Below are 24,394 nucleotides of genomic sequence, written 5' to 3'. Positions count from 1 at the left end.
CGATATGAGAAAAAAGATTGTAGCAGGTAATTGGAAAATGAACAAATTGAGCGATTCAGCGAAGGCTCTCTTTGAAGAAATCTGTGCACATTCGCAGCAGTTTGGGAATGTAACCGTTATGGTTGCTCCACCATCTTTGTATTTGGCGGCTTTCGCCAAATCGGCTACGAGCAAGGTGTGTATAGGAGCGCAAGATGTAAGTGCGCATAATGACGAAGGTGCTTATACGGGTGAGTTTTCTGCGGCGATGCTAAAATCTACAGGTGGGCGATATGCCATTGTAGGTCATAGTGAGCGTAGAAGCTACCACGGCGAAACAGATGCTTTGATTGCCAAGAAAATTCGCGCTTGTCTCGATGCCGAGATTAATCCGGTATATTGTTGCGGTGAAAGTCTTCAGGAACGTGAGTCTGGAAAACACGTTCAGGTGGTTCAGAGCCAAATCAACGAAGCGCTTTCGGGCTTTAGTGCAGACGAACTTAAGACTTTGGTTATTGCCTACGAACCCGTGTGGGCCATCGGTACGGGAAAAACAGCTACAACCGAACAAGCACAAGAAATGCACGCTGATATCCGCCAATTTGTGTCGAGTAAATTTGGCGCTGATTTCGCAAAAGAAATGCGCATTTTATATGGTGGGAGTTGCAAGCCTTCTAATGCCAAAGAACTCTTTAGTCAAAAAGATGTTGATGGTGGATTGATTGGTGGAGCTTCGCTTAATGCAGATGATTTTTTAGCGATTATCAAGGCTGCGCAATAATCTTTTGGGGCTTGACCAGAAAGCAGCGATTCAATTTAATTTTTAAGATTGATTGCTACTCAATCAAGTTTGCATTGAGAACACTGTAATATTTGTAAATTCTATTCTCCTTATGAACTACCTGGCTTATACTTTTGATTGCAATCCGCCCAAACCACTATCTGAAATACTGGTTTCGCAGCTTGCAGAAATTGGTTTTGAAAGTTTTGAAGAAACACAAACAGGAGTAGTGGGTTATGTACCAGAAAACTTGCACAATAGTGCAGATGTGGCTACCTGTGTAAAAATGCTTGAAGGAATGGGTGATATTAAATTCAAAAGCGAACTTATTCCTGATCAAAACTGGAATGCAGTTTGGGAATCTGAATATCCGGTGGTCACAATTGGCGACAAATGTATTGTTCGGGCACCATTTCATAGGATTGAAGCGGGCGAATACGATTTAGATATTCAGATTAATCCGCAAATGTCATTCGGTACGGGGCATCATGAAACGACTTTTCTCGTTTTGTCGATGCTTTTAAAAATGGATTTGAAAAACGTATCTCTGCTCGATATGGGCAGTGGAACCGGAGTATTGGCTATCGCTGCCCGGAAGCTCGGAGCCGCAGATGTGATGGCAATTGACAGTGAAGATTGGGCTTACAAAAATACGCTTGAAAACGTGGAGCTCAACAATGTGGATATCCATGTGCATAAAGCAGAAACTATTCCGCAAGATTCGCCCGTTTATGACGTTATATTAGCCAATATAAATAAGAATGTTTTAGTGCAACTTATGGCGTCTTTTGCAGTACATCTTAAAGAAGGTGGAACGCTTATTTTAAGCGGGTTTTTTCAATCGGATATTGATGAAATAGCGGAAAAGGCATCGAAGTACAATTTATTTTTAATAGACCGGGAAATTAAAAATTCCTGGGCTGCTCTTGAACTAAAAAAAGAAAACTCTTGATGAATAAAGCTTTCATTATTACGATACTAAGTGTTTTAATTAGTGTTTTTGTTCAAGCGCAAACACTACGCGAATTTACCCGTGAAAAGCAGGCATTTTACGATCAACTCTATGAAATAATGAGCGATGCAGATAAGAAAGAAACCAAAGAGTTTATGGAGAATCGTTTTATGCCGTTCTGGCTCAATAGCGATATTTACGATGAGGCTCAAATCAAAAAAATTTATGACGTAGGAGATGCGATTTTGAAAAAGCGCCTTCGACCATTTCCATTTTATAAGGCTTTTTTAACGACGCTAATGTCATTTCCGGGATCGCCACAAGAGGGAGAAGGTTTTGATATTTGGACTGAAACAATTCTAAATTTACAGAAAAAAGCCAAAAAGGATATTGAAGAATATTTAATCATGTCTGAAAGTCTCTTTTTCGACAACACATTTTATGCTTCACCTTCTACAATCTGGAAAACTGATAACGCCGGATGGCAATTTAAATTTGACGGAAAAGATCCCAGTATTGTAATCCCCAATGGCAACCTTATATGCCGGTCGAAAGGCGACAGTTCTGTTATTTATGCAACTTCAGGAGAGTATTTTCCCAGCACAGAAAAATTTAATGGTCGCGAGGGAAAAATAACATGGGAGCGTGCAGCCCTTGATCCCAATGAGACTTATGCAGTAATACAAGAATCGTATGAATTAAATATCCGCTCATCAACCTTTATTATCGATTCGGTTCAGTTTTTCAATACGTTTTTCTCTTATCCACTTTTGGGAATCGTCGAAGATAAAATCCTGGCAAATGTTACACCCGAAAATGCAAGTTATCCACAATTCTCTTCTTACGAAAAGCGACTTTTGATTGACAATATTGTAGACAAAGTAGATTACAACGGTGGTTTTAGAATGGAAGGGTCGAGTCTTCAAGGCTACGGATCGATTGATGAACCGGCCAAGCTTACTTTTAAACGCGAAAACCTTCCGCAATTAATTGCTTACGCACAGTTTTATGCTATTAAGCCCGATCGCATATCATCGCAAGATGCGCGAGTAGTGATTTTACTCAACAATGATTCTATTGTACACCCCAGTTTGCAGCTTCGATTTAGAAAAGAGAAGAGGGAGCTCGATCTGATTAGAACCGATGAGGGACTTTCGAAATCGCCATATTACGACTCCTATCACAAAATTGATCTCTACTTTGAGTCATTCAATTGGAATATTGACGACCCTATAATTCGCATGGGCAACCTTCCGGGAAGCTCGGAAACTCGTGCTGCATTTGAAAGTGCCAACTTCTTTAAAATGCATAGATACACAAGCCTGCAGGGAATGGACAAAATGAATCCACTCTATGGAATAAGCAGATATGCAAAACAAGTAAACTCTGATTACCTGGACGCTGAGGGACTTGCTTACAGTATGGGGTTTAGACTGGAAGACTTTGTGCCGCGATTGATAGACTTAACCAATAAAGGGTTTATTAGTTACGATATTCCGAGCCAATCTGTAGAAGTAAGGCAAAAGCTTTTTGATTATATTCAGGCTGCCGCCGGAAATATTGATTACGATGTAATTATCTTTAACTCTGATGTGCGCCAGGGAAGTAATGCCGAGTTAAATCTGGTAAATCTCGATCTGGTGCTTAAAGGTGTTGATCAAATATTGCTTTCCGACTCCCAAAATGTGGCGATCTACCCCAAGAATGGTGAAGTAAATCTGCGCAAAAACAGAAACTTTAATTTTGGCGGTGTTATACGGTCGGGACGGTTTGAATTTTACGGTCAGGAATATGCTTTTGACTACGATAAGTTTCAGATAGACCTTATAGCCGTTGATTCGTGCCAGCTTTATGTAGAAGATTTTAGTCCGGACAGCAAAGCCTTGCGCAGAGTTAAAAACGTAATTGAAGGAATAGGCGGAACGCTTCAAATCGATAATCCATTTAATAAATCAGGTCTTCAGGAAGAGTTTACTGAATATCCTATTCTTACAAGCGATAGAGACTCTTATGTTTACTACGACAATAGCAATATTCAAAAAGGAGTTTACCAGCGCGATAAGGTCTTTTTTGAGCTAGAGCCATTTGTACTGGATAGCCTCGATAATTTCGCAACAGAAGAGGTGGCCTTTCAGGGTCGTTTTGTAAGTGGAGGAATTTTTCCGGAACTGGCAGAACAGCTTAAAATTCAGGAAGATTACTCACTTGGTTTTGTGCGTGCTACGCCTCCGGGTGGATTGCCGCTTTACGCAGACAAAGCTGTGTTTAAAAACGATATAATAGTGAACTACAACGGTTTGCAGGGTGATGGTGATTTGGAATACCTTACCTCCGTTTCGTCATCAGATAGATTTACCTTTTTTCCAGATAGCACACGCGGTATTACCACAGCTTTTGTAAACACCAAACAAACTGGCCCTCCGGAGGTGCCTGAAGCACACGCCACTGCAGTGGATCTTGCTTTCTATCCCGCCGACGATAAGTTGACCGCCGGTGTTCTTAAAACTCCAATTAGTATGTTTGATGGTCAGGCTTCGGCATCAATGGGACAAGTTGATCTTCAGCCTAGTGGTCTCACAGGATTAGGTATTGTGCAGTTTTCAGGAGCCGAGCTTGAATCTAACCTTATTGAATACAACCTAAATGCCTTTACTTCAGATACTGCAGAATTTAGACTCCTCGCTATGCAAGAAGCTAATATGGCGTTTAAAACTGATAATGTAAATGCATCAATTGATTTTGATCAGCGTATGGGTCAGTTTAAATCCAACGGAGAGGAAACGAAAGTTGAATTTCCGGTAAACGATTATATCTGCTTCATGGATGAGTTTAAGTGGTATATGGATGAGAATGATATTGAGCTTGAAACTTCACGTGAGATGGCTTCAGACTTTGTAATTGATACGGAACTTGATATGAACCGATCTAACTTCTTTAGTGTAAAAGACGGTCAGGACTCGCTTAACTTTATGTCGCCAAAGGCCGTTTACGATCTGGATTCTTATACCATTTATGCCAATGAGATACCCTACATAAGAGTTGCTGATGCCAAAATTACCCCCGATAGTGGTAAAGTAGTCATTCGCCGAAGGGCAAAAATGGATCCTTTGAGCAATGCAACCATTTTAGCAAATTATGTAACGCAATATCACACTATTAACAATGCATCGGTAACTATTTTATCGCGTTTTGACTATGTGGGATCGGGCGATTACACTTATCTTGATGAGAACAAACAGCCTAGCTTAATCAGCATTCAAACAATAGGCGTTGACAGCTCATTGCAAACCGTAGGTATCGGAAAAATAGTTGAAAACGACCAGTTTTATCTAAGTCCGCATTTTGAATATCAGGGGAATGTTACGCTGAGCTCAAATGATAAGTTTTTGACCTTTAGCGGAAGCACACGCATAATACACTCATGCGACAGATTGCAGCGTAACTGGATGAATTTTACGTCGAGCATAGATCCACAAGATGTTACCATTCCGGTGGATACCATTCTTGAAGACAATCGCGGAAACCAGGTAGATGTGGGAATGAAGCTCGTAAAAGATCCGTATGAAATATATGGAACTTTCCTTTCAGCCAGCCGCGATGATGCAGATCAATCTGTATTAACATCGCGTGGTGTTTTAAAATTTAATAAAACAAAACAGCAATATGAAGTAGCTGCTGAAGATAAATTGAAACAAAACAACCTTCCCGGCAATTTTGTATCGCTTGCTACGGCCAGTTGCGATTTAACAGGTCAGGGTGAGCTTAATTTGAGCGATGATGTTGGCCAGTTTGGTATGAGAACGATTGGAAAACTTGTTTATCAACCTCTTGATGAAAAGGTAAATATCGATGCTTCTATGACCCTAAGCTTTCCGTTTAACTCGCAGGCACTTGATAAAATGCGCACCTATTTGGTGGCTCTGCCCGATTTAAAACCAGTTGATTTCTCCAAATCAAATTATGAGTACGCTGTGCGCGAATTGATGGGGCTGGAAGCTTCTGACAAGGTTATTTCGGAACTTAGCCTTAGCGGATCTATTAAAAAGCTGCCTGAAGAATTAAATAAAACACTCTTTGTTTCGGATATAAACCTAACCTGGGATCCGCTTTTAGAATCTTTTGTATCAAAAGGCGAAATAGGAATTGCCAGTATTGGCAAAGACCAATTTTTCCGTCAGGTGCCCGGAAAAGTGGTGGTTGAGAAAAAAGCAAGCGGAGATATTATTCACCTGTATTTTGAGATAGACGATGCTAACTGGTATTACTTTACCTACAAGCGCGGATTATTGCAGGTTTACTCGTCAGATAAAGAGTTTAACAACATTGTGTTGGAAGAGAAAGAAGACAAGAGAAAGACACCAGGAAAGAAAAAAGAAGATGATTATATGTACATGCTAGGATCAAAATCTAAACAAAATATCTTTTTAGATCAATTCATGTTTTAATAATAACTGAATTATTGTTTCCTTAGCGCAACATTCACCAACTATAGACGTAGATGGAGAACCCTATTAAACTATAAATTGGCTATAAGCTTAACATACAGAATGCTAATTTCTGTAATGTGTTTTTTCGCGGTACTTACCGCAAATGCGCAATACAGCGAAGATGACCTACTTAAAGAAGCTAACGCCTTATTTGAGCAGGGTCAATATGCCAAAGCCATGCCGCTCTATTCTCAGCTGCTTAGCCTAAATCCTACCAAGCCCGAGTTCAATTACAAATATGGGGCTACTGCACTTTATGGCGATGCCGATAAAAAGGAAGAAGCCATAAAATTTCTGCGGTATGCTTCTACAAAGAACGGTATTGATAATAAATGCTGGTATTTTCTCGGCAGGGCATATCATCTCAATTATCAATTTGCAGATGCTATTCATGCTTACAATAAGTACAAAGTTCTTGCGGGAAACAAAGCGAGTGAAGCATTAGGGGTAGATCGTGAAATAGAAGATTGCCGCAATGGTCAAAACCTGCTTTCGAAAATTAAGGAAGTCAAAGTTTTAAATAAAAAACAATCAACGGAAGAAGCGTTTTTTAGAATTTACGATCTGAAGGATATTGGTGGAAAAATTCTTGTAACCCCCGAAGTTCTCTTAAGCTCACTAGACAAAAAGCGCAATCAAAAATCATTGATTCACTTTCGTGGTACGGGTACGACTGTTTACTTTTCTAGTTATGGAAAGGATGGTGAAAACGGACTGGATATTTACAGTGCCGAAGTATTGCCGGGAGGAAGTTTTTCTGATCCTGTTTTGCTGGGGCCTTCAATAAATACGCCTTACGACGAAGATTACCCATTTATGCATCCCGATAATTCTACGTTCTACTTTTCGTCAAAAGGACATAGCAGCATGGGTGGATATGACGTGTTTAAATCAACTTATGTAGGCGGGAGTTTCTCAAGCCCCGAAAATCTTGATTTTGCCATTAATACGCCCGACGACGATCTATTCTATATAGCAGATTCGCTTAAGAACATGGCCTATTTTGCTTCGGCACGATCGAGCAAACAGGGAGAGCTTCATGTTTATAAAGTGCTGGTAAGCAGTGTTCCGGCCGATATAACTTTTGTAAAAGGGAATTTTATCAATCGAATAGCTTTAGATAATAAGCTCGCCAAGATTACAGTTGTTGATGCTTCAACCAATAAAGTGGTAGATGTGCAATATACCGATCCTCAAACGGGGGATTATGTTTTGAGTTTCCCTCGAAGTGGCAGGTTTAAGCTATCTGTAGAAGCCGAGAAGAGCGACCGAATTCATGCTGGCATTGTTGAGATTCCCAAAAGTTCTGGCATTACCGCGTACCTACAGGAAATGGAGCTTGTAAGTTCAGCCGGAGTTGAAAAACTACTCATCAACAATCTTTTCGATCAGCAGTACGATGGCGATGTGGCGGCGCTTGCGCAAAAAATGCTGCGTCAGCGTGCAGCACTTGATGTGAACTTTAATGCGCAGGAAGAAACCGAGCCAGAACCCGAGGTGGAAGAGAAGGTGGACAATATTGCCCTAGCATACAATGCCGCCGGTTTTGGAGCAGGACTAAGCAATGAAAAAGTTTTGGAAGCATCGCAAAAGCGCAAAACAGATCTTTCTGCTAAAAAAGAGAAAATTAATGATTTAAAGCTGGCTGCACAGCAGTACTATTTTCAAGCTGTGTCCGCTGCCAATACACAATCAAAGGAGGCTAAAGACCTTATTGCACAAGCTGCCACCATGCCTGAAGAGAAGCGGGGAGAGGTGATGTTTAAAGCCGGCATAGCTAAAATGGAGGCCGAAAACGCATTGCGCGAAGCTGATAATACCAGCAAGTTAATTAATGAACTTAACGCACTTGAAAAACAAGCCGCCGAAGCAGAGCAGGAAGCCGACAATCAGTCAAAAGCTCTGGATGCTGCTCTAAATAGTGCCGACTACAACACGGCGCTTGAGGCTTTAAAAGCTGAAAAATCTATTCAGGAAAAACAAGATAGAACAAATCGGGATTTTGACGCCATTGATCAGATGCAGATTACAAGCGTGCAGTCTAGAAATGACGCTCAAAAATTCTTAGACAGGGCCTCGTCTATTCGCAGTCAGGCGGATGATGCGGAGACCAGATTGCATAATAAAACAAGACAGCGTGAAAAACTGACCGGCAAAGACGCAAAGGCACTTGATGCCGAAATTAGCAGACTTACTGAAGAAGCAGATGATGCAAAAAACCGTGCAACCAAAGCCTTTGAGCAAGCAGCCAAAGTGCAGGAAGAATCTTATGACAAGAAACAGCAGTTTGAAATTCTATCTCAAATAAACAAAGAAGTAAATACACCGAATTACCAGGCGCCTCAATCTACGTCTATCTCGGCAGCTAATAAGGAAACCCTTACCTCGCTTGAAAGCGAAGTTGCAAATCTGGAAATTGATGGTAAACAGGTATCAGCTTATTTGAAAGACAATCCTCAGGCTACTGCCAATTTTGATTCTGATCAAAAAGAGCTGGCATTCAAGCGCGCTTATGCCGTTGATGGAGCCGACTTGAGTTTAGAAACTAACGATGAGATAGCAGTTTATGAAAATCCCCAAGAAGAAGTAGCTATTGCTAATGCAATTGGAAATAATAATCAACAGACGGCCGCGGAAAATGAAGACGGAATTAACGAAACAGAATCAGATGAGCATTTATCGGAAGCCAAACCAAATCAAATTGATAAAAATCCTATAGAATCTTCGGCTGACGCAGATGAACTAGCTTCGGGCGACCTTGGTGAGTCTAAAACAGAAGTATCTAATGCTGATGTGAATCAGATAAATGAGAACGGGGAAAAGACAACCGAGGCCCCATTTGCGGAATCGGAAAAGCCAAAAATGAAGACGCAGGAAGACACTGAATCAACATTCGCGGAAGCTCAAAAAGAGAAAGTAAAGACTAAGGAAGCTACAGAATCAACATTCGCGGAAGCAGAAAACACCACCAAAAAACAAACTGAGAATGATGCCAGCTTAGCAGACAATACATCTGCAAAAGAAAACACCAAATCGGACAAAGCTCTAACCGGTGTGAGCACCGAAAATAAAATAGCTGCCGAGAATGTGAAAATTGAAGCTGCCGAAGACTGGATATCCATTATTGACGCATCGATCGCCGATTTGGAGAGAGGAGTAGGGGGAGATGAAAACGAAAATATTGAGGAGCAACTTGAACAGTATCAGGCATTAAAAGGAACAAAAGAAAAGGAAATAGCGCTTAGCAAATCAAAAATTTCTGAATTGAAAGGCGAAATGACTTTGGCGGATGACGGCGCTGAAGATGTTGTAGATCAGCCGGAAAACGAATCGGTCACAGCGCTTGCCCGTGCCGAATTGGATTTGGAGAGTTTAAGCGTTTCGCATATTGCAAGACTTGAAATGAAAGTGGCCGATGCATATTCTGACAAGAAATATGAGAAGAAAATAAGCAAAATAGACACAGATTATCTTTCTGAAATCGCAGCGGCTGAACTTTCGGGAAATAGTGACCCCGAAATAGCATTGGACCGGATAAAACTAAACACAAAATTTATTGAATCGGTTGACCAGTTGATACGTGGAGAGGGCGTTTCTGATTTAAAAACGGAAGACCTGATTGAGTTGCGGAGAATTAAAAGTTTGGAAATCCGCCAGGACAGATTGGTAGAAACCGGTGAAATGGCCTACAAGCCTCACACCACAAAAGCAGTTGAGTATGCGGCCTTGATGTCTGAGCCTGTTTCGAATAGCGATCTTCGAGGTGACTCTAATTTATCTGAAGCTGAGAACGAATTAACAGGACTAAGTCCTGAATTTGCCGCTGAACTGAGAGCTCCTTATTCAAGAAATGTGCTTCTTGGAGATTATGATGTTGAGCTGCAGAAGATTGAAGCTGAAAATAGCGGAATGGTGTTGCTTGCCGAAAGAATTGCTCTGAATAAGGCATATTTGAGCAGCTTGCAAGCCGAATTACAAATGTACAGCGCTGCTTTGGAAGGCGAGTCAAATCCAAAAAATGCTGAACTTATCCAGGGGCGTTATCAAATACTCTTGGCAGAAAGGTCGGCTGTGGTAGATGAAATTGATGCCGACCAGAAAGAAATTAAGGCTTTAACAGAAATAGAAGAAGATGTGGTTGAAGAACCACTTGAAGTTTTCATTGAATCTGAACCGGAAGAAGTGCCAGGCCGGGATGCTATGCCTGTGGCAATTGAGCCTTCACCTAATTATGTAAGAAATATTGAGGAATCGTTTAACGAACAGATTAGCGCAATTGAGGCAAATGAGCTAATTGAAAAGGAGCGTTTAGAAAGGGTAGCTTTACTCAATGCCACTACGGCTTTAAAGATTGACTCTTTACTTGTGGAATTGGTTGCAAAGCTGGATATCCCGGGTGCAGCACTGAACAAGGATTCGCTTCAAGTGCAAATTCAGCTTCTGGATGCAATTGCCGCCGATAAAAGACAAGAATCTGATAGACTTATTAACGAAGCTGAAATGCTGACGCTAGCTGATAATTCGATTTCTAACGCAGATGCCACTGTTGCCGAAACAGCGAATACTGAAAATTTGAAAACTGTTAAGAGGGCAGAACTTACAAACAGAATTGAGGTAAGTGACTTAGAATCAGAATGGATAGATGTGCCGGTGATTGCAGGTTTGAAATACAAATCGCTGAATGCAAACATTTCACGTGATCGAATGGATCCGATGATTGATTCGCTAAACTTAATGACAAGCAATGCACGTAACCTTGTTACTGCGATTAATGCATCTTCTGATATAAACGAACAAGCAGAAAGCCTGAGCAAGTTGGATCTTATAAAAAAACAGATCTCTGATTTGCAAAACCGGTTGACCAGTGAGATATCGAAATCGAATACGGCTGAAATCAGCTATTTTCAGAATAGCAATAATGCGCTGATAAGCAGATTGAAAGAGTTTAAATCGGAAGTGAAAACCGAGAATAAAATTGAGAGTTTCAGCCGCGAAATTGCAAATCTAAATCGGAGTTTCTCTGAAATTGAAACACGAGCTGAACGAAAGGAAATAAGTGAAAACGAGCGAATTGAGTCTGAAAATAAGCTGATTGCGGGTTTGTCGCTGTTGAATACAACTTTGGAAAGAGAAGTAAAGAATGTAGAGCCTGAAGTAATATCTGTGGAGATGGCGGCCACCGAAATAGAACGTAATGCTAAATCTGAACCCCTGCTTGAGGCTATGATGGAAAATCCGGATAATTATAAACCGGAACCGGGCAAAACTTATATTACTCCTATTCATCGCCTGATAGAGACAGACCTGAATGAGAATCAAAAAATAGAACTTGCCAAAAAAGACCAGGCGCTTGCCATAGATTATAGCTTTATCTTGAAGCCTACCCCTGAAAGTGATACCCGTTTAATTGAGTCATCCACAAAAATAGATGAGCGGGGTCTTAAGCTTTTAGAATCAAATCCAGATCAATTCAGATATTTGCTGTCATCGCTTGGTGCAGATAGTTTGAAGCGGATGGAGACGCGTCAGGCGGCTTATGCCAAAAAGATGGACTCTGAATCTATCGAAAAATTTGCCGAGGTAAAACGCCTTGAGGGAATCATTGTTCACGAAGAGAATCCCAATGTAAAACAGGAGCTTCAGACACGGGTAAACAGGATTATTGCAGAAGCCACCGTGAATTATCAGAAATCGAGCATGGCCACCTTCCAGGCTGAGAAACTACGCAATTTGCGAAAAGAGCAGGAATCTGAAGTTGTGGCAGCTGCATCTGATTTAAGCGGTCAAGAAATTGCCGAGATGAATCAGATTATGGACAGAGAAACGTACACCGTTGTGCCATCAGATTTTGCCTCTGCAGAAATGAGCAAGTCAAATACTTCCAAACCAAAGAAAAACTCACGAAACAAGGTTGAGGACAAAGATTCTAAGCCTGATTTAACTACAGCCGAAATAGAGAAACCGGAAGAAAACGCTGCAAGTTCATCTTCAAAAGAATCGGTTGCCAATGCAAGCACAGTTGATGCTGCTGCCGACGTAATGCCAATTAATGAAAATTTGAGTTCCATCGATGAGAAACTGCTTCTTGAAGCTCATGGGAACTGGCTAAATGTGTTTGAGATAATCGCTGAAAAAGACGATTTCTCGGACGTAAAGGAATCCCTTTTTGTAAAGTCTGAAGGATCGGTTTATAGCGATAAAAAACCAATTCCGGTTGATCCGGTAATGCCTGGCGGTTTGGTATTCCAGGTTCAGGTGGGGGCTTTTAGAAATTCAATTCCACAAGATTTATATGGAGATTTTGCACCGATAATGGGGCAGGAGTTACCAAATGGAATTACGCGGTACCGCGCAGGAATTTTCAGAACATATAAGGCTGCGATAACCGCTCGAAACCAAATAAGAGAAAAAGGTTATTCTGATGCTTTTGTTGTAGCTTACGTAGATGGTGAGAGACTTACCGGAACGCAAGCTCAGCAGATCCTTGAGCAAACGCGAGTGGCTGAAGGAATGACCGTTGCAGAAACACTGGCTCCAAAACCGGCAGGTACTTCCCAGCCAACAGGTAGCTCTGCACAGGAAACCGGCATTACTGCCGCTACAGAGATACCGCGAACAGATTATTACAACGACCCTGAAGCAGCTGAAGCCAACCTGGTAGAGGCTACAACAGGCCTATTCTATACCGTTCAAGTAGGGGTTTATTCAAAACCTGTTAAGCTCGATGCGCTGTTTAATTTAGTTGAGCTCAATAGCGAATTAACCTCTACCGGTTATATCCGTTATACAAGCGGTAGATATACCAGCCCCGAAACGGCAGGGATTAGAAAGGCCGAAGTAATTGAAAAAGGTGTTGGCGACGCATTTATCACGGCATATTATAATGGTAAGCGTATTTCTATATCAAAAGCACAGAGCATTTTTGTTGCTGAAGGTACTTCAGCTTTATCGCCCGCAATCGGCAAAAAACCAGCCGTCGGAAAAGTGGATTCTTCGGGAGTTAATACTGATGTGGTAAAGAAAGATGACATTAAATACGTCGTAATTCTTGGAAGCTATGCCGGTGCTGTTCCGCAAAATGTAGCAAATGTATTTCTGGAAAGAAGCGATTTAAAAATCAGGAGAGTAACAGCTCCAAATGGTATTTCGATATACGCTTCACCTGAATTTGAGAGTAAGGCAGAAGCAGAGGAGTTTTTAAAATTGAGCCTGGCTGCGGGAGTAAACTCTGCGGTAATGGGCAAGGTAGTAAATGGAGTTATTTCGGCGGTCGATTCTAGGTAATTCCAGGAGGTTGGAGTTATAGCCATTAGTTGCAAATAGAGAAAATTTCTGTTCACAAAATGTATATTTGAATCCACTCCGATAACCCTGAATTCAATAATTTTAAATCTTTCCGCCCCGACCCTAAATTGTCACACGACTCACGCTTTCCGCCCTAACCCCTGAAGGGAATTGTTGGACGACTCACGCTTTGCGCCCTAACCCAAAAGGGAATTGTCACGCGACGCACGCCTTGCTGGCTAACCTGAAGTAAATTGTTGGACAACTCACGCTTTCCGCCCTAACCCTGAAGGGAATTGTCACGCGACGCACGCCTTGCTCGCTAACCTGAAGTGAATTGTTGGACAACTCACGCTTTGCGCCCTAACCCTAAAGTGAACTGTCACGTGACTCACGCTTTGCTCCCTATTTCTAAATTAACACATTGGAAACCAATGAAATATTAAATATTCCAATTAGCGAATTTTAGAACAAACTCCTTATCCGAGTGGGTTCAAATTTTTATCTAAAAAATTGATCAGAGCAAGCCGGTTTTCCTTTGGTTCAAAACTGTAGTTAAACATTTATTTTAGTAAGTGTTAAAACAAAAAACGGTTTTTTACCTTTGTATAATTGGTAAAACTACTGGTATGTTTGTAATGCATGATATTGAAATAGAAGAAGAGATTGATATACAGCTCGATGAGCTTCTAAAACCCACAAAAGAAATTGTTCTATACGACGACGATCACAACACTTTTGATTTTGTAATTGAAAGTTTGGTGAAAGTTTGTAGTCACAGCATGATTCAAGCTGAGCAATGTACTTTTATAGTGCATCACAACGGAAAATGCTCTGTAAAGCGCGGAGAATTTGAAAAACTTAAACCTTTATGCACCGCCTTGTTAAATCGCGGTTTAACAGCAGAAATCGAATAACATGGAATTGAAAAAAGCTCTTGCCCTTGCCATCATTTCCTCTGTATTGTTTATAGCATGTTCTAAAGTGCCAATTACCGGGAGGAAACAATTAAATCTGCTTCCAGAATCACAGATGATTGCAATGAGCGCCACTGCTTATAGCGATTTCCTATCAGAAAATCCGCCACTTCCGCCTTCGAATCCGCAAGCGCAGCAAGTAAAGCGGGTAGGTTTGAAAATATCTAAGGCTGTTGAGACTTATTTAAATGAGAATGGCTATAAAGATATTGCCAAGAATTTTAAATGGGAATTTCACACCATTCAAGATCAAACTGTTAATGCGTGGGCTATGCCCGGTGGTCGTGTGGTTTTTTACAGCGGAATATTACCTATTTGTCAAGACGATGCCGGGATAGCTGTAGTAATGGGGCACGAAGTTGCCCACGCAGTAGCTCATCACGGAAATGAGCGAATGAGTCAACAATTGGGTATTCAGGCAGCGGGAATGACACTCGATGTTTTAACTCAGGAGCAGCCGCAGCTCACACGACAATTGTTATTACAATCTTATGGTATTGGTACCGGATTGGGATCGTTGGCATTTTCACGAACACATGAATCTGAAGCCGATAAGCTTGGGCTGGTTTTTATGGCTATGGCCGGGTATGACCCGCGAGAGGCACCTGACTTTTGGACGCGTATGTCGCAAAACAGTGGGGGACAAGCACCACCTGAATGGTTGAGCACTCACCCGTCAGATGAAACTCGGATTAATGATTTGAATGATTATATGCCTAAGGCTTTGAAATATTATAAGCCTTGATATTTATTGGATTTTTCGGAGTGCTAAATCTTTGAAGGGTCTGAATGAGAAAACGTCTTGAAGCTTGAAGCTAAAGGCTTGAAGCTAATTCATAGCTCAATCTTAGGCTCTATAGGCGCATTTTCGTCTTTGCAAAGTCCCACATCGTCAATTGACATATAGTATTTATTAATAATTGACTTGTAATGGTCTCCCAAAAAATCATTTTCCAGAATGTATCTTTTGGTGGCGATAATCTCGGCTGCGAAGCCATGTACCACAGCAATATTATCTGCTTCATGTTCCGCAGCGCGTTTAAACTTACCTGAAAACACGTAACGAAGTCCGTAAGTGATCATTCCAAAATTAGATCGGGGTTCATAATCAACTACGTGCCCTAATTCGTGCGCAAGCCAGCCGATAAGTACATCATCCGGCAAATCTGAAACCATTATTTCATCGCTGTCTTTTACATATAATGCGAGCTTTATTTGATAACGCTTTACACCGGTAAACAGACTCTTGAGGCTAACTATTGGCTGCGCCTGCATTGTTGAGGCTTTAATTCGTTTTTGAACCAAAGTGATTTCATATTGGTGAAGCGCTTCGTACCGATTTAACACTTCCATAAAACAATCTTTAATTTTTTGGTTTTGAATGTTCTTGAAGGTTATTTTCATTGGGGTGTTTGGTTCAGAAGTTTCTGTGGATTGGCTATTTGCCGGTATAGGGGAGGTAGCAACTAGGATAACGAGCAGGAATACGGGGCAATATGTTGAAAATGGAATTTTGATGTTGACTTTTTTTCTTCGTTTCGTAAATAGAGTAACAGTATAGGTAGGAGAATTGTTGCTGAATGAGTACTTTCTGCAAAGAACAAAAAAATATCACAGTAAAAACAGCAGCTCAATATAAAGCAAAGAAAATTACATCAAAAATATTCTGTAAAATTTCGACTTATCGAAGTCCCTAAATTATCTGGTGGCAACGAACTAATAAATTTTGTGGGAAGCAGGGTAGTCTTTAATTATTGATCCGAGTATTTGTTATTAGCTACTTCATTCCTATTGAATAGTTTATTTTGTTCCAACTTTCTTATAGTAGGAGAGTATGGATTTGCAACAAAAATAAAGATATCTTCCTCGGCTGCATTCCGATCAGTGGTAAGAAAGATTACAACAAGATTTTATACAAATCTTGCTGTAATTTAAAAAGATGCTATTTTTCAGTTTTTAATACCTATTACCAATAGAAAACCCTTGAACATTTATACCATCTCCAGTCAATCCGAAATTCATATTTATGATTGATATATCTATAATATTGATATTTCCATCGCAATTTAAATCTGCCAGACAGTTATAGGCTGAACCATTCGAATTTGATCCAAAAGTTGAATTCATAGCAGAAATGTCAGCCAAATTGAGAACGTTATCTCCATTTTGGTCACCGGAAACAAGAGCACCGATGGCGAGATAATTCATTCCCTCAACAACTTCCATATTCAGAACAGATTTTGTTAGATATCCTTCTACAGTTATACTAATATCATATGTCCCAGTCGGTAATTGCGGTAATACAATATTACCATTAGCACCAATAGTTGTCTCAACAACCTGACTTAGCGATGGAATATTCTGATTTGAAATTATCACTGTCACAATTCTACTACCACATTCCGTATTCCACTCTATCTGAATTGTCATACTTCCAAATGGAATGATCTCACATTCACACGACTCATTGTAGAATCCATTAACACCACCCACGGTGCAAATGCTACCGGGAACTGCATCTCCATTCAATACGCCCTCACAGTCGTAGTTTGCAGTTCCCTCACAATTACAAATATCAGTAATTACATCGTTAACAGTATTTTCATTTCCATCATCACAAGGGTCACCAATGTTTGCTTCCAAATCAGGGCAGTCGTGAACAGGTGTTCCAACACATTGGCAATCTTCTGTTATCACATCGTTTTCAGTTTCTGCATTATTATCATCACAAATGTCGCCGATATTAGCATTTAAGTCCATGCAATCGAAAATTGTGCTTCCTTCACATTCACAAGGGAGCTAAATTTGGATATTTTGATAAGGAACTAATCCTTATATTTTGGTGAATTTTATGCGTACAAAAAGTGGTAATCGATATCGGTAATGTTTCGTAATTATAGCCTTTAAAAAAATATTACAAGAATTTCAAAAGACTTATAGACTTGCGTATCTTTCCATGATAATGTATCTGAGATTATTTATTGATTAACAATTGAAATAGATTTAACATTCACGATTCATAGTCGAAGGATTTCTTAATAGTTTGGATATGGAACTAATCTTCTCTAAAGTTGATGAATTAGAAGAGTTTAACAAAAGCTTATAGAACTAATGAACCCTCTCTAATCCAAGTACAATTTAAAAGTCCGATAATTTACATTATGTTAACCAGAAAATAAAAGAACCCCCACTAATCAATTCAAACAATACTTTCTTAGATCTCTATCAGATTCGAATTATCACAATCCAAATCAAACCCATCACCTCCATTTCCTTGCCGTATTTAAAATTTAAATCACAATCATCCCTTCCACGCGATTCTAATGAAACCTGAATCGAGCAAATATACATTCACAACTTTACTCAAATTATTGCTCTTTATGCAGAATCTCCACAAGGCTGTCCTTTTTTACCTGTAGCTCTTCCAATATCTTATCCTGATTCTCACGGTTATTTTTCGATTTTTCTATGACAGCTTCTTTAAGCCGAATCTCGCGCTGAACTTTTTCGCGCATTCCATCTGAATTTGCTTTTCTGAAATTTGAACGTAGAATTTCTAGAGACTCTGATTCCTGGCTGATAGTGCGATTTTCTACCGCGCTCCGATCTTCTATGCCTTCTATTACTTTGTCTATACCTTCTATGTTCTTTTCCACTTCGCTTTTTTGGCTACAGCCAAAGCAAAAGACAGAAACTATAACGACTAAAATTATTCTATGCAAGATCTTAATTATTCAATGATTTACTCGAGTTATTCCAAAAATAAACCCGAAGAGCTTTCTTCGGGTTTAATTAACATAATATTTTGATGCCCAAGATGATTATTCCTTTAAAGCTTCTTCCTTCGCTTTCATTTCTTTGTACTTTTCATTATCGCCGGTTAGTGCATACAATTGTGATAATGATACTATAGCGCTTACATCGCCAGGCTCTAACGCATGCGCTTTTTCAAGATATGGTCTCGCTTTTTCAAACACTTTCTTAGCTTCTGCCCTGGCGGCGTTGTATTTTTTATTGTCGGTAATCTCATTTGCACCGTTATTCATCTCTACTCCCTGGTTAAAGTACATTGCACCGAGGTTAAAAATAGCGTCGAAGTATTCAGGGTCAATGGCTATCGCTTTTTCGTAAGCCACTTTGGCGTCATCTCTACGGCCTAAGTTATCGTAAACAACACCCAATGAGAATTGCAATTGCTTATTGTCAGGCTCTTTTTCAATCGCTAGTTTGAGGTTGTTTTCAGCTTCTTCGTACTTATTGTTCCTCAAGTAATAGTTAAGCTCGTACACGATCAAGTCTGAATTATCCGGATATGCCTTTCTCCCTTCTTTTACAATTTCCAGATATTTCTCCGGCATTTTTTCTTTTTCGTAAAGATTTGCCATGTAGATATACATATTAGCACCCAGATATTGAGCACCGGCAGCCTTCTTATATTGCTCAATGGCAGTTTCCATATCGCCGGCCTGCTCTGCTGCAAGACCAGCATTATAAACCGCAAGTGTGTCAAATTCTCCAGCTTCAGCAGCAGCTTGCTCTCCGATAAGGAAATAGTCGCGTGCACTTTCAAATTGCTTTTCATTGTAAGCCTGTATCCCGAGATTGCTGGCGAAAGTTTTCATTACCAAAACTCCTGAATCGATATCCTCTGCCCATTTATCCTTGCTGTCAAATTCTTTGGCTTTATTAAATGAGGCAAGTCCTTCCTTTATAGCGGTTACTTTATCCACACCGAAATCTTCCTCACTCAATATTATCTGCTGATAAATTTGCCCACGGTAAACCCATGTTTTGGGATCAGCCATCGTTTTTTCATTTTTAGCGGCTTCGTCAATGTATTCTAAAGCCTTTTTGTAATCGCCATCTTTTCTGGCATTGTAGGCAGATACGACTTTTGAACTTTGAGCCATAACGCCAGTAGTGGCAATAAGAAATAAGAAAAATAAGATACGTTTCATTAAGTAGGTTTTTATATTTCGGATGTCTAAGTACAAATAAAATGCCAAAGCCCGAAATAATTGTACAGCGCAAAAATAAGGGTTTGCAATTGTTTTGCAAGCAGATTCAGTATTAGCGTCTAAATTTTATCAGTTTATTTAAAAACTACGCCTACAAAATGTTATTGATTTGAATCACTTAGGGCAGTCGTAACTTAACTTTCGACCTAAAAATTAAGTGAATTCGGTCTTAAAAATTGAAAGGGCGAATTTAAATTTCACTGATTTCATTTTATAGATTTTCAATATTTACTAACTTCGGACGGTTATGGAGTCTAAAACACCTATTCAATCCACTGATTTAATCGAAATTGCTGCCAATTTCGTTAACTCCACTTCGCGTCATATCTTCCTTACGGGAAAAGCAGGCACCGGAAAAACCACCTTTTTGCACAACTTGGCAGTCGCTACACATAAAAAACATTTAATTGTAGCCCCTACCGGAATTGCAGCGCTGAATGCCGGTGGTGTGACAATTCATTCGCAGTTCTTATTGCCTTTTGGCTCTTTCAATCCCGATGAACACGCCCCCTACGAACCTAATTCAAATGCGCGGTTTTACAACGCCAAAGAACTGGTAAGAAGACATCCACTCAATAGTGTTCGCAAGCAGGTGCTGCGCGATATCGACTTGCTGATAATTGATGAAGTGAGCATGCTTCGGGCAGATTTGCTCGATGCTATAGACCACCGCATGCGCACAGCCAGGCGAAATCACAGACAGGCTTTTGGTGGTGTACAACTTCTATTAATTGGCGATTTGTTTCAGCTGCCACCAATAGTTAAAGACCATGAGTGGAATGTTTTGCGCCACCACTACCCCACCCCGCATTTCTTCTCATCGCAGGCGTTGCGTAAAGAGGGCTACGTATTTGTGGAGCTCGATAAAGTTTTTCGCCAAACAGATAATTCTTTTATCGATATTCTCAATAATCTGCGTAATAATGAATGTACTGCCCAGGATATCGCCACCCTCAATTCGCATTATAAACCAACCATTGACAAGCTTGAGGGAGTAGTAACGCTTACCACGCATAACTATCAGGCAAACAGCATTAACCAAAAGGCTCTTGAAGAACTTCCCGAAAAAGAATTCAAGTTTAAAGCCGAAGTTAAAAGCGATTTTCCAGAACAATTATTTCCCCTACCGGAAACGTTGGTTTTGAAAAAAGGTGCCCAGATAATGTTTATTAAAAATGATCCGGAAGGTCGGTTTTTTAATGGCAAACTCGCCAAGGTGATTGATATAAGTAGCGATCATATAGAGGTTGCCATGTCAGGTGAAGACCGTGAGCTGTCGGTTGATAAAATGCAATGGGACAATGTAAAATACGGCGTTGATGACAACAAGGAAATTACTGAAGAAGTGGCCGGAACTTTTAGCCACTACCCTATTAAACTCGCCTGGGCAATTACGGTTCACAAAAGTCAGGGGCTTACTTTCGATAAAGCGGTAATAGATGTAGGTCAGGCATTTGCACCGGGTCAGGTATATGTTGCGCTTTCGCGATTGCGCTCGCTTGATGGATTGATTTTGCGCACCAAAATTAACACTTCTGCCATTTCGAGCGACGAAAAGGTAATTGAATTTCAAAAATCGCGACAAGAACAAGGCGATTTAAAACAACTGCTAAGAACTGGTCAGGCTGTGTATTTGCATGATGCCCTGCACAGCACTTTTAATTTTGAGCCAATAGCCGATCAAATTGACTATGTGCAACGTAAAGTGGCCGGGAAAATGGAATTTGAAGACGCAGATTTGCAGAATGCTTTGCCAAACGTGCGTCAAAATGTTAATTCTGAATTTGACAATGCCCGAAAATTCAGAAATCAAATTACAAACTTGCTTCACTCCGAAGGGTATGAGGATTTGAAAGTGCGTGTGGAAAAAGGGAGTGCTTATTATTTGAATTTCCTGTATGATATGCTTTATCAAATACTTCTGCACAAAGAAGAGGCAGCTAGTTTTGCGCGTTCAAAGACTTACGTAAATGCAGTTGCCGAAGTAGACCAGCTTATAATGCGTAAAATATCAGATTTGCAAAAGGCACAGCGACTCACCAAAAGTGTATTGAGTGGCAAAGAAATTGAAAATGGTGATGAAGAGCGTCGTACACGCCACGCCAAACGCGAATCATTCTTATCAAAAATAGAAAACCACATACGCCAAAATCCCCGAAAGGGAACGACAAAAACAGGTAAAAAGCGAAAAACCGGCACAACCAAGGGAAAAGCGCAGGTAGGCGCTACGTATGAAGAGACTTATCAATTGATAAAAGACGGACTTTCTGTAGAGCAAATTGCTGCTAAGCGCTCTATGGCCGAATCTACCATAGAAGGCCATGTAGCCAAAGGCATTGCTGCCGGAAAGGTTGACGTTCTGAAATTTTTAAAACCCGACGAAATCGACGAAATCACAAAGGCTTATCAATCAACTGAAGAAAAGTCAATGAGCGATGTTTTTGCAAGTTTTAAGGGTAAATACTCTTATGGCAAGTTGCGTATGGTGCAGGTGCTTTTGCAAGCAAATGAGTAGGTTGCGGGTTAATTACGAATGAGTTAATTACGAACTTAGCGTAGCGCTCACGAAGCGAAGCAAGTAATTACGAATAAGTTAATTACGAAACCGCTCATATATAAATTGTGGCGAAGATTTCAGCAGAAGATCATACAGGGTACAGAAAATCAACAAAACTTTTTGGATCAGGCCAAGAGAAAAAAGTAAAATCAATGTTTTAAAACAGATCCGAATGTGATCCAATACGAATGAGCTTAATAGTTTGCGGGTCTTCTATCTGAAACCAAATAATTAGTAAATCTGGCCGGATATGGCATTCCCAGCTGTTTTTGTATCCTCCTGACAGTCGGTGTGGCTTCATATTCACTGGAATGCCAACAGCACCTTTTTCTTTTAAGATTTTTAAAATGGCTCTCGTTAAAGCGTGATTAAGAGGATCTTTCTTAATCTTTTTAAGGTCTTTTTTGAATTTTGTTGAAATAACAAGTTTGTACATCAGCTACCATTACAAAGAATCCATAAATTCGTCAATGTCATCTATCTCTTCCAGTTCTTTTCCGGACATTACCTCGTCAATTGCTTTTTTGGTCTCTGCGTTGGGAATCTTACCAATATCTCTAAGCATCAATACTTCTATATAATTGTTCAAGCTTCTATGCTCTGCTTCCGCCTTGATCTTAACTTGTCTAATTAATTCCTCGTCAAACCGGAATGCCATTTGTTTCGATGCCATAAATGAAATATTATTTTAGGGTTACCCACTTAGATCGCGAAACATGTAGTTTTCATCGCACCTCGCGTAGATTTATGTCGCCCTTTCAGGGCTTTGGTTTGTATTCCGTTAATAATTAATGGTTTAGACGCTTCGCGATCTAAAGGGGTAACCCTATATTATTTATTTCGCGAAGATATAAAATAGTACTTATATATACAAACGATATATATTGTATTGCTTCGTAATCTCTAAATTAGTGTCTGTCAATACACTCTAGTGTCTCGGTCAGAATGTTTGATAGAAAGGCGCACGTAGAATTAGAAATCAAGGAGTTGACATTTGTCAGTGCGATGCCTTGAGCGGTGGTTATCGAGCGGTGGTCATAGAGCGGAGTCGAGATGAGTCGAGATGAGTCGAAAAGACTGTTTGCAAATGAAGTGCAACGCAGATAGCGGACTTTATGGACAGACACTAAATAGTTTAATTTTTTGAATCATTCCATTACATCGTGCGCTCCAATCTGAAATCCTAAATCCTAAATCCTAAACTAACAAGAACTTCATCTTATCTCAAAACAAAAACCTAATGAATTTTGTAATAATAAAACCAGTTAAACTTACGAAATATGAAAATCTATAATTCTATTCAAGCAGCAATATTTACTGTAATTTGTCTGATCGCTTCTTCAATTACTGCTTTCGCACAATTGCCTGATGGTGTTGATGCAGGCCAGAGCGACGAAGCGGTTAGCATTTATCAGCAGCCAAAATATATTATACCCATTGTGGTATTTATCATTCTCGCAATTGCTTTTTATTTCTGGCAAAAGCGAAGTAAAAAATAAGATTTGTATTAAGTTTTTTATTCCTCCTCAAAATCAGGTATGAGCACTAATGCAGTGAGGGGCAAACCGATAATTGTGAGATACCCTGCCGTCTGCGCGGCTTCATTTACTTGGGATGTATGAAATGTATTGGGGTTTCTAAATGGAAACTCTGTAGGCTTAGTATTCTTGGTATAAATCTTATCCGGCCAAAACGTAGCGATTACATCATATCCGTCTTCATGAGTAGAATCCGTATAGAAATAGAAATCAATTTCATAATCGGGAGATTGATTTTTAGGAAGTTCAAGAGATTTAACTCTGTAATTGTAGCCTTCAACCCTTTCTTTTTTGGGAGTACTGTTTAATTTCACAACTTCATTGTATGGAAAACCAAATACATCATAGAACATGGAAATTTTTTCACCTGAAGGGATGTATAGGATGTTAGGATATTCATCGGAGCTCTTGACGCCACTCACCTGCCCTTCGTATTTTATAAATGTTGAAATATTTCCGGTATTACCGGGAATGCCGTTTCGCAAAATCACATCATTCTCTAAAAATAGAGTTTTCTCCAGATCGAGATATAGTGGCTCACTTCCAATATTTTCAAGAAAAATACTCATCGGAAAATTAGCCCCTGAAAAATCAAAATCGACATATACATTTTCTTGATAGTAATAGTGTTTTGATTCTGTAGTTTGATCTAATTCGCTTTTAAGCGATACGTACTGATATGAAGTACAAGATGATAGGCTTATTATTAGCGCAGCAGAGAAGTAGTGATATTTCATAACGGTGGTGTTGTATTTTAAAAAATACCAAAAATTAAGCCGTGCAGAAATATTAAGAGTCGGACAACGAAAAAACTCTAGGTT

The 24,394-nt window shown here is 40.0% G+C and carries 15 protein-coding genes; 8 read left to right on the top strand and 7 right to left on the bottom strand.

Annotation, left to right across the window (positions count from 1 at the left end; all coding sequences use genetic code 11):
- The first annotated feature begins 4 nt into the window (after positions 1–4).
- From tpiA to G3O08_RS09475, 6 genes are all read left to right on the top strand, one after another.
- Positions 5–760, top strand: a complete 756-nt coding sequence (gene tpiA, locus G3O08_RS09500; protein ID WP_163285127.1) for a triose-phosphate isomerase — start codon at positions 5–7, stop codon at positions 758–760.
- A 112-nt stretch (positions 761–872) separates the two neighbouring features.
- The gene (gene prmA, locus G3O08_RS09495) at positions 873–1,712 is read left to right on the top strand and encodes a 50S ribosomal protein L11 methyltransferase (protein ID WP_163285126.1); all 840 of its coding nucleotides are present in this window, start codon (positions 873–875) and stop codon (positions 1,710–1,712) included.
- The gene (locus tag G3O08_RS09490; protein WP_163285125.1) at positions 1,712–6,157 is read left to right on the top strand and encodes a hypothetical protein; all 4,446 of its coding nucleotides are present in this window, start codon (positions 1,712–1,714) and stop codon (positions 6,155–6,157) included. The genes prmA and G3O08_RS09490 overlap by 1 nt, the downstream gene beginning before the upstream one ends.
- A 102-nt stretch (positions 6,158–6,259) precedes the next feature.
- On the top strand, positions 6,260–13,483 hold the full coding sequence (locus G3O08_RS09485) for a PD40 domain-containing protein (protein WP_163285124.1): 7,224 nt from the start codon (positions 6,260–6,262) through the stop codon (positions 13,481–13,483).
- A gap of 638 nt (positions 13,484–14,121) precedes the next feature.
- Complete coding sequence (locus G3O08_RS09480) at positions 14,122–14,400, top strand: ATP-dependent Clp protease adaptor ClpS (RefSeq protein WP_163285136.1); 279 nt, start codon at positions 14,122–14,124, stop codon at positions 14,398–14,400.
- 1 nt (position 14,401) lies between these two features.
- Positions 14,402–15,205 (top strand): M48 family metallopeptidase, encoded by an 804-nt coding sequence (locus G3O08_RS09475; RefSeq protein ID WP_163285123.1) that lies wholly within the window; start codon positions 14,402–14,404, stop codon positions 15,203–15,205.
- An 89-nt stretch (positions 15,206–15,294) separates the two neighbouring features.
- On the opposite strand, the gene G3O08_RS09470 is transcribed toward G3O08_RS09475, so the two are convergent.
- The 4 genes from G3O08_RS09470 to G3O08_RS09455 all read right to left on the bottom strand — a co-directional run bounded on the left by G3O08_RS09470 (position 15,295) and on the right by G3O08_RS09455 (position 19,418).
- Positions 15,295–15,864 (bottom strand): M48 family metalloprotease, encoded by a 570-nt coding sequence (locus G3O08_RS09470; RefSeq protein ID WP_163285122.1) that lies wholly within the window; start codon positions 15,862–15,864, stop codon positions 15,295–15,297.
- Positions 15,865–16,416: 552 nt separating this feature from the next.
- Positions 16,417–17,220 (bottom strand): carboxypeptidase-like regulatory domain-containing protein, encoded by an 804-nt coding sequence (locus tag G3O08_RS09465; RefSeq protein WP_163285121.1) that lies wholly within the window; start codon positions 17,218–17,220, stop codon positions 16,417–16,419.
- Positions 17,221–17,828: 608 nt separating this feature from the next.
- Positions 17,829–18,116 (bottom strand): hypothetical protein, encoded by a 288-nt coding sequence (locus G3O08_RS09460; protein WP_163285120.1) that lies wholly within the window; start codon positions 18,114–18,116, stop codon positions 17,829–17,831.
- 165 nt (positions 18,117–18,281) lie between these two features.
- Positions 18,282–19,418 (bottom strand): tetratricopeptide repeat protein, encoded by a 1,137-nt coding sequence (locus G3O08_RS09455; RefSeq protein ID WP_163285119.1) that lies wholly within the window; start codon positions 19,416–19,418, stop codon positions 18,282–18,284.
- A 307-nt stretch (positions 19,419–19,725) separates the two neighbouring features.
- On the opposite strand from G3O08_RS09455, the gene G3O08_RS09450 reads away from it, so the two are divergent.
- Positions 19,726–21,993: a helix-turn-helix domain-containing protein gene (locus tag G3O08_RS09450; RefSeq protein WP_163285118.1), complete on the top strand. Its 2,268-nt coding sequence runs from the start codon at positions 19,726–19,728 to the stop codon at positions 21,991–21,993.
- Positions 21,994–22,192: 199 nt separating this feature from the next.
- Here the strand turns inward: G3O08_RS09450 and G3O08_RS09445 are convergent, their stop codons facing one another.
- Both G3O08_RS09445 and G3O08_RS09440 read right to left on the bottom strand, forming a co-directional pair.
- Entirely contained in the window at positions 22,193–22,471 is a 279-nt protein-coding gene (locus G3O08_RS09445) for a type II toxin-antitoxin system YafQ family toxin (RefSeq protein ID WP_163285117.1), read from the bottom strand.
- A 9-nt stretch (positions 22,472–22,480) separates the two neighbouring features.
- Positions 22,481–22,708 carry a toxin-antitoxin system HicB family antitoxin gene (locus G3O08_RS09440; protein WP_163285116.1) on the bottom strand — a complete coding sequence of 76 codons (228 nt, stop codon included), beginning with the start codon at positions 22,706–22,708 and terminating at the stop codon, positions 22,481–22,483.
- A 607-nt stretch (positions 22,709–23,315) separates the two neighbouring features.
- Here G3O08_RS09440 and G3O08_RS09435 point away from each other — a divergent pair.
- Entirely contained in the window at positions 23,316–23,534 is a 219-nt protein-coding gene (locus tag G3O08_RS09435) for a hypothetical protein (RefSeq protein ID WP_163285115.1), read from the top strand.
- Between the two features lie 17 nt (positions 23,535–23,551).
- Here the strand turns inward: G3O08_RS09435 and G3O08_RS09430 are convergent, their stop codons facing one another.
- The gene (locus G3O08_RS09430; RefSeq protein ID WP_163285114.1) at positions 23,552–24,310 is read right to left on the bottom strand and encodes a hypothetical protein; all 759 of its coding nucleotides are present in this window, start codon (positions 24,308–24,310) and stop codon (positions 23,552–23,554) included.
- Positions 24,311–24,394: the final 84 nt, after the last annotated feature.

The organism is Cryomorpha ignava (assembly GCF_010686655.1).
Lineage (GTDB): Bacteria > Bacteroidota > Bacteroidia > Flavobacteriales_D > Cryomorphaceae > Cryomorpha > Cryomorpha ignava.
Note: the sequence above shows the minus strand (reverse complement) of the source record. Positions and strands in the feature narration are given on the sequence as shown.

Excerpts from the sequence above, each read along its gene's own strand:
- G3O08_RS09470 (WP_163285122.1), bottom strand. The coding sequence starts at position 15,864 with ATGAAAATAACCTTCAAGAACATTCAAAACCAAAAAATTAAAGATTGT.
- G3O08_RS09440 (WP_163285116.1), bottom strand. The coding sequence starts at position 22,708 with ATGGCATCGAAACAAATGGCATTCCGGTTTGACGAGGAATTAATTAGA.
- G3O08_RS09480 (WP_163285136.1), top strand. The coding sequence starts at position 14,122 with ATGCATGATATTGAAATAGAAGAAGAGATTGATATACAGCTCGATGAG.
- prmA (WP_163285126.1), top strand. The coding sequence starts at position 873 with ATGAACTACCTGGCTTATACTTTTGATTGCAATCCGCCCAAACCACTA.
- tpiA (WP_163285127.1), top strand. The coding sequence starts at position 5 with ATGAGAAAAAAGATTGTAGCAGGTAATTGGAAAATGAACAAATTGAGC.
- G3O08_RS09490 (WP_163285125.1), top strand. The coding sequence starts at position 1,712 with ATGAATAAAGCTTTCATTATTACGATACTAAGTGTTTTAATTAGTGTT.
- G3O08_RS09455 (WP_163285119.1), bottom strand. The coding sequence starts at position 19,418 with ATGAAACGTATCTTATTTTTCTTATTTCTTATTGCCACTACTGGCGTT.
- G3O08_RS09465 (WP_163285121.1), bottom strand. The coding sequence starts at position 17,220 with ATGGACTTAAATGCTAATATCGGCGACATTTGTGATGATAATAATGCA.
- G3O08_RS09485 (WP_163285124.1), top strand. The coding sequence starts at position 6,260 with ATGCTAATTTCTGTAATGTGTTTTTTCGCGGTACTTACCGCAAATGCG.
- G3O08_RS09430 (WP_163285114.1), bottom strand. The coding sequence starts at position 24,310 with ATGAAATATCACTACTTCTCTGCTGCGCTAATAATAAGCCTATCATCT.
- G3O08_RS09475 (WP_163285123.1), top strand. The coding sequence starts at position 14,402 with ATGGAATTGAAAAAAGCTCTTGCCCTTGCCATCATTTCCTCTGTATTG.
- G3O08_RS09450 (WP_163285118.1), top strand. The coding sequence starts at position 19,726 with ATGGAGTCTAAAACACCTATTCAATCCACTGATTTAATCGAAATTGCT.
- G3O08_RS09445 (WP_163285117.1), bottom strand. The coding sequence starts at position 22,471 with ATGTACAAACTTGTTATTTCAACAAAATTCAAAAAAGACCTTAAAAAG.
- G3O08_RS09435 (WP_163285115.1), top strand. The coding sequence starts at position 23,316 with ATGAAAATCTATAATTCTATTCAAGCAGCAATATTTACTGTAATTTGT.